This is a genomic window from Pseudomonas sp. RL, from assembly GCF_000647775.1.
Classification (GTDB): Bacteria; Pseudomonadota; Gammaproteobacteria; order Pseudomonadales; family Pseudomonadaceae; genus Serpens; species Serpens flexibilis.
The window spans coordinates 1-6,041 of record NZ_JBOY01000166.1 but is presented as its reverse complement, the minus strand read 5'-3'; the positions used below and the strand labels follow the sequence as shown (position 1 = coordinate 6,041).

The window sequence follows — 6,041 nt, the reverse complement described above, 5'->3', positions numbered from 1 at the left end:
CGGGCGTCCTCGCCGTCCGCCCGCGCAGCGGCGCGCTCCCGCAGCCAGCGCTCGATCGGCCAGCGCGCGGCGGCGAAGATCAGGTAGAGCACCAGAGCGACCAGGCCGTACATGGACAGGTCGGCCAGCGCCCGCCAAACGCTGTCGCCAACCTTGAAGCCGAGATCCAGCGCACCGATGGCGATGGCTGGCGCCAGCAAGTCGCGGGACGGGTCCACCAGGGTCGGCGTGAACAGCAGCACGGCGGCCGCCAGACGCAGGATTTCGCGCAACCAGCGCCACATCCAGCGGGTCAGGCGCATCCACACCAGCATCAGGCCAAGGCCGGCGCTGAGGTACAGGGCCCAGGCAAGCAGGTAGTCGTTGTCGATCATTGGCGTTTCGGGCGGTGAAAGGGGCGCATATGATAGCGGCTTTTGCAGCGGGCCACCTACCCGGTGCACCCTCTCCCGCTTTCGAGGCCACCCATGAGCCAAGCCCCCATCGCCCGCAGCATCCCTGGCGCCGATCCCTACCAGTGGCTGGAAAACCGCGACAGCGCCGAGGTGCTCGACTACCTGCAGGCGGAAAACGCCTACACCGACGCCTGCCTGGCCGACCAGGCCGAGCTGCGCCAGCGGCTGTTCGAGGAGATCAAGGGCCGCATCCGCGAGACCGACCTTTCCCTGCCGGCACCCTGGAAGGACTTTCTCTACTACCAGCGCACCACTGCGGGTGACGAGTATCCGCGGCACTATCGCTGCCGCCGCCCGGCGGATGGCTCGCTGGCCATCGACGACGCCAGCGAACAATTGCTGCTGGACCCCAACACCCTGGCCGACGGCGGCTTCCTGTCGCTGGGCGCCTTCAGCCTGAGTCCCGACCAGCGCCTGCTCGGCTACAGCCTGGACACCACCGGCGACGAGATCTACCGGCTGTTCATCAAGGACCTGCACAGCGGCGAGATCAGCGAACTGCCGTTCGAGGACTGCGACGGCAGCCTGTGCTGGGCCAACGACAGCCAGACGCTGTTCTTCGCCGAACTGGACGACACCCACCGCCCGCACAAGCTGTACCGCTACCGGTTGGGCGACGCCGAGGCGCAGCTGGTGTTCAACGAGCCGGACGGGCGCTTCTTCATCCACTGCTACCGCACCAGCTCCGAGCGCCAGCTGGTGCTGGCCAGTACCAGCAAGACCACCAGCGAGGCCTGGGTGCTGGACGCCGAGCGGCCGCACGACGCCTTCGTCTGCGTCGCGCCGCGCGAGGAAGGCCACGAGTACGATCTCGATCACGGCCTGCTCAACGGTGAGTGGCGCTGGTTCATCCGCAGCAACCAGGCCGGCATCAATTTCGCCCTGTACACCGCCCCGCAGGCCAACCCGGAACGTGCCCACTGGCAACTGCTGCGCGCCCACGACCCCGCGGTGATGCTGGAAGATATCGACCTGAACAGCACGGCCCATGTGCTCAGCCTGCGCGAGGGCGGCCTCTCGGTGCTGGAAGTCCATCCGGCCGGCGCAGCGCCCTACCGGGTTACCCTGCCCGATGCCGTGTACAGCCTGCACGTGGCCAGCACCCTGGAATTCGACAGCCCGGTGATTCGCCTGCGCTACGAATCGCTCAACCGGCCGGCGCAGCTGCGCCAGCTGGAGCTGGCCAGCGGCACGCAGCAGGTGCTCAAGGAAACCCCGGTGGAAGGCCCGTTCGATGCCCAGGCCTACGAGAGCCGGCGGCTGTGGGCCACGGCGCCGGACGGCACGCGCATCCCGGTCAGCCTGGTGGCGCGCCGCGAGGTGTTCGCCGCCGGCCAGCCGGCGCCACTCTATCTCTACGGTTATGGCGCCTATGGCGAAAGCCTCGATCCCTGGTTCTCCCACGCGCGCCTGTCGCTGCTGGAGCGCGGCTTCATCTTCGCTATCGCGCACGTGCGCGGCGGCGGCGAGATGGGCGAGGCCTGGTACCGCGCCGGCAAGCTGGAGCACAAGGCCAACACCTTCGGCGATTTCATCGCTGTGGCGGAAACCCTCGTCGCCAGCGGCCTCACCCAGCCGGAGAAACTGGCCATCAGCGGCGGCAGCGCCGGCGGCCTGCTGATCGGCGCGGTGCTCAACCGGCGCCCGGATCTCTTCGGCGCCGCCATCGCCGAAGTCCCCTTCGTCGACGTGCTGAACAGCATGCTCAACCCGGATCTACCGCTCACCGTCACCGAGTACGACGAATGGGGCGACCCGCGCGATCCCGAGGTGCATGCGCGCATCCAGGGCTACGCGCCCTATGAGAACGTACGCGCCCAGCTCTATCCGCCGCTGCTGGTGGTGGCCGGCTACCACGACAGCCGCGTGCAGTACTGGGAGGCCGCCAAGTGGGTCGCCCGCCTGCGCGCCACCAAGGCCGACGACCACCTGCTGCTGCTCAAGACCGAAATGAGCGCCGGCCACGGCGGCATGAGCGGCCGCTACCAGGCCTTGCACGACGTGGCGCTGGAATACGCCTTCCTGCTCAAGGTGCTCGGACTGGCAGCAGGCTGAGGCCACAGGAGCGAATTCATTCGCGGGCTTCTGACTGTGGTTGCAACCACCTCGCCGGCCGCACCTCGCCGGCCGCCAAAAAAGCTCGCGGACACGTCCGCTCCTACAGGCAATCGTCCTACTGTGCTCCGCCCGGATGTGCCACCTTCTCGCCGGGATCCTTGCCGCTCGGGTCCTGGTGCTCGATCACCGCGTTGAGTTCCGCGCCGAACAGCAGCACCGCGGCGGACAGGTAGAAATACATCAGCAGCACGATGATCGCGCCGATGCTGCCGTAGGTGGCGCTGTAGTCGGCGAAGTTCTGCACGTAGTAGCCGAAGCCCAGCGAGGCGGCGATCCAGGTCAGCACGGCGATCAGCGAGCCGGGAGTGATGAAGCGGAATTCCTGCTCGACGTCCGGCGTGACGTAATAGAACACGGCCACTGCCAGCACCAGCAAAAGCACCGCCACCGGCCAGCGCAGCCACGCCCAGACCGTCACTACCACCTGTTGCAGGCCGAACAGGTCGGCGAGCCAGCCCATCAGCGTCGGGCCGACCACCATCAGTGCGGCCGCCGTCAGCAGCATGGCAGCCATGCCCACCGTGTAGAGCACCGACAGCGGATAACGCTTCCAGAGGGGGCGCCCCTCGCGCACGTCATAGGCACGGTTCATGGCGACCATGGCCGAACGGATCCCGGCCGACGCCGTCCACAGGGCAAACAGGATGGCGATGGAGAACAACCCGGACTTCTGACGCTCGAATTGCACGATCACCGCATCCACCTGCTCCATGGCCTGGGGCGGCAGCAGCAACGCGGCCTGGCTGCGCAGCCAGTCGTAGAAAGCCTGCAGATCGAGATAGCCGACCACCGCCACCAGAAACAGCAGGAAGGGGAACAGCGAGAACAGCCCCCGAAAAGCCAGGGCGGCGGCATAGGTTTCCATCTCGTCTTCGCCGAACTCCCTGAACGATCGCTTCATCAGCTCGACGAAGCCCAGTCCGCGCAGATCGAACATGCGTTCCTCTCCCTTCAGCTCGCCTGAACAGGGACGGGGCGCAGCGGCATAAGTTTCTTCACCCGGACAAAGGCCGGTAGTCGCCTGCCGCGAACAGCCCGCACGCGCGGCAGTCAGCAGAACACAGCCTCGAACCGGGAGTACGCACTATGCATGGCTACGACACCTCCTCCGAACACCGGGCGCAGAACGTGCACGGCTGGGAACGTACCCTGTCCATCGCCGGCGGCTTCTTCCTGCTGGCCTATGGCCTGCGCAAGGGTGGTCTTGCCGGCCTGGTGGAACTGGGCCTCGGCGGCATGGCGCTGGCCCGCGGCATGACCGGCCAATGCGCGGCCAAGCGGGCCCTGTGCCGATCCTGCGCCGAGGGCGAGTACTGCTCGATCGAGGAACATGAGCAGCAACGGCGCAACGCCGAAGCGGCCACGCACACCAGCACCGTGACCGGCAACGATTCGCTGGACAGCCCGCCAGTGGGCCGCCCCTAACCTCCCCTCCTGCCCCCTCTCCCGTCCAGAGAGGGGCATCGCCCCAATCCGTCGGCCAGTCCAGGCCCACCGATGCGCGCGGCGATTTGCTGGAATTCACAACCTGAACCATGCTCTTGCGCAAGTCGACCCACCGACGGCGACACGCAGGACGCGAGCGCCTTACCGGAACAAAGACCCAAGGACACGGGAATGAAACGCCACGCCCCCTTCGCCGCAATCATGGCCCTGATCCTGCAGAGTGGTGCGGCATTCGCCTTCGACCTGCTGGACAACGGCGACCTGGCTGGCAATGCCGATCTGTACGAGGCGCGCCAGGTGATAGCCGGCGAACTGCAACTGCACATCAGCCAGCAGGGTCAGCACAACCTGGCCATGCTCGATCAGCAGGGTGACTCGCTGCTTGGCGGCATCGTGCAACAGGGCAGCCATCACGAAGCCTATCTGCTGCAGCAAGGCAGCAACCTGATGGCCAGCATCTGGCAGCAGGGCTATGGCAACCAGGCCGCCATCCTCCAGTTCGGCTACGGCAATGAAGCCCAGATCATCCAGGCCGGCGCACACAACACGGCCAGCATCGAGCAATCCGGATCAGGGCTATATGGCCGGATCACGCAGGTGGGCGTCGGGCTGCACGCGCAGGTGCGACAGCGCTGACGCCCCTACAAACACCAATAAGGAAAGCAGTAGTACACCAACAAGGAGGCAATACCATGTTCAACAAATCCCCCCTCGCCGCAGCGATTCTGATGCTCAGCGCCGGTCCGGTGCTGGCCGACGGCGTTTCCGAACAAACCCAACAGGGCTGGCACAATGACGCGGCAGTGGTGCAGGTCGGCGGCAACGCGCACGCCCTGCAACTGCAGGATGGCGCCGGCAACGACGCTCGCTCGCTGCAGACCGTCAGCGTCGGCACGATCAATCAGCGCCAGCAGGGCACTCACAACCGGGCGAACGCCGACCAGCACCTCGCCGGCCCGGGCAGCAGCATCCGCCAGGTGCAGGAAGGCCATGCCAACGACGCCCACGCCACACAGTTCGGCAGCTGGGGCAGCAGCGCCAACCAGGTCCAGCTGGGCAATGGCAACGATTCCTCGGTCGCCCAGTACGGCAGTGCGCACAGCCGCGCCACCACCATCCAGCGCGGGGATGACAACAGTGCCCAGGTGCGCCAGGACCTGAGCCTGCACAGCCGCGCCCGGATCGAACAGCAAGGCTCGCTGAACGAGGCCTCCGCCGAGCAGCGCTTCACGCTGGGCGGCAGCATCGACATCGAGCAACAGGGCACCCTGCACCAGATCAGCGTGTATCAGCTCGACACCGCCGGCAACCGGGTGACCACCCTGCAGAACGGCGTCAACAGCTCCGCCAGCATCACCCAGCGCAGCCAGACTGGCAGCCAGGTGCAGATCACCCAGTTCGGCGGCCTGCAGGACGTCACCGTCCACCAGGCAGCCGCCGACCACAGCCTGATCGAGACCCTGCAGACCGGCGAAGGCAACAGCCTGCAGGTCGAGCAGATCGACGGCACCCACCTCACCGCGCGACTCACCCAGCACGGCGTGGGCAACAACCAGACCCTGGAGCAAAGCGGCGAAGGCAACAGCGTGACCCTGACTGCCAACGGCGGCGACAACCGCGTGCGGCTGACCCAGACCGGCAACTACAACGAGCTGTACTTCGATCAGAACGGCAGCGACAACCTGCTGATTGCCGAGCAGCGTGGCACCTCCAACCGCTTCGATGGCAGCAGCAACGGCTGGCACAACACCGGCTATCTGGACCAGGACGGCAGCTTCAACCAGGCCACCCTGCGCCAGAGCGGCCACCTGAACACCGCGGACATCACGCAGTACGGCAGCAACGGCAGCGCTTACGTCAGCCAGGCAGGCTCGCTGAACTACGCCGTGGTGAACCAGGCGGGCTACAACCAGGTCAGCACCATCCACCAGTACGGCTACGGCAACCAGGCCAGCGCGCTGCAGCGCTGAGGCCGTGCGCGGGAGCGAAGTTTTTCGCTCCCGCGCCTTCGCAACACGCAGA

Annotated in this window: 6 protein-coding genes; 4 read left to right on the top strand and 2 right to left on the bottom strand. The window is 66.6% G+C overall.

Going from position 1 to position 6,041, the window contains the following annotated elements; genetic code table 11:
- Positions 1 to 374, bottom strand: a 374-nt coding sequence (locus tag AS93_RS0117655) for a hypothetical protein (protein WP_027591822.1), incomplete at its 3' end; no start/stop codon positions are given.
- 93 nt (positions 375 to 467) lie between these two features.
- On the opposite strand from AS93_RS0117655, the gene AS93_RS0117650 reads away from it, so the two are divergent.
- The gene (locus tag AS93_RS0117650) at positions 468 to 2,510 is read left to right on the top strand and encodes a S9 family peptidase (protein ID WP_027591821.1); all 2,043 of its coding nucleotides are present in this window, start codon (positions 468 to 470) and stop codon (positions 2,508 to 2,510) included.
- A gap of 118 nt (positions 2,511 to 2,628) precedes the next feature.
- On the opposite strand, the gene AS93_RS0117645 is transcribed toward AS93_RS0117650, so the two are convergent.
- Complete coding sequence (locus tag AS93_RS0117645) at positions 2,629 to 3,510, bottom strand: YihY/virulence factor BrkB family protein (RefSeq protein WP_027591820.1); 882 nt, start codon at positions 3,508 to 3,510, stop codon at positions 2,629 to 2,631.
- Between the two features lie 149 nt (positions 3,511 to 3,659).
- Here AS93_RS0117645 and AS93_RS0117640 point away from each other — a divergent pair, with 149 nt between their 5' ends.
- The 3 genes from AS93_RS0117640 (at position 3,660) to AS93_RS0117630 (ending at position 5,989) form a co-directional block, all read left to right on the top strand.
- Positions 3,660 to 3,998: a DUF2892 domain-containing protein gene (locus tag AS93_RS0117640; RefSeq protein ID WP_027591819.1), complete on the top strand. Its 339-nt coding sequence runs from the start codon at positions 3,660 to 3,662 to the stop codon at positions 3,996 to 3,998.
- A 192-nt stretch (positions 3,999 to 4,190) separates the two neighbouring features.
- A complete protein-coding gene (locus AS93_RS0117635; RefSeq protein ID WP_027591818.1) occupies positions 4,191 to 4,655 on the top strand; it encodes a hypothetical protein in 465 nt (154 codons plus the stop codon).
- A 56-nt stretch (positions 4,656 to 4,711) separates the two neighbouring features.
- Positions 4,712 to 5,989, top strand: coding sequence for a hypothetical protein (locus tag AS93_RS0117630; RefSeq protein WP_027591817.1), 1,278 nt, complete (start codon positions 4,712 to 4,714; stop codon positions 5,987 to 5,989).
- The last annotated feature ends 52 nt before the right edge of the window (positions 5,990 to 6,041 follow it).

Excerpts from the sequence above, each read along its gene's own strand:
- AS93_RS0117650 (WP_027591821.1), top strand. The coding sequence starts at position 468 with ATGAGCCAAGCCCCCATCGCCCGCAGCATCCCTGGCGCCGATCCCTAC.
- AS93_RS0117645 (WP_027591820.1), bottom strand. The coding sequence starts at position 3,510 with ATGTTCGATCTGCGCGGACTGGGCTTCGTCGAGCTGATGAAGCGATCG.
- AS93_RS0117640 (WP_027591819.1), top strand. The coding sequence starts at position 3,660 with ATGCATGGCTACGACACCTCCTCCGAACACCGGGCGCAGAACGTGCAC.
- AS93_RS0117635 (WP_027591818.1), top strand. The coding sequence starts at position 4,191 with ATGAAACGCCACGCCCCCTTCGCCGCAATCATGGCCCTGATCCTGCAG.
- AS93_RS0117630 (WP_027591817.1), top strand. The coding sequence starts at position 4,712 with ATGTTCAACAAATCCCCCCTCGCCGCAGCGATTCTGATGCTCAGCGCC.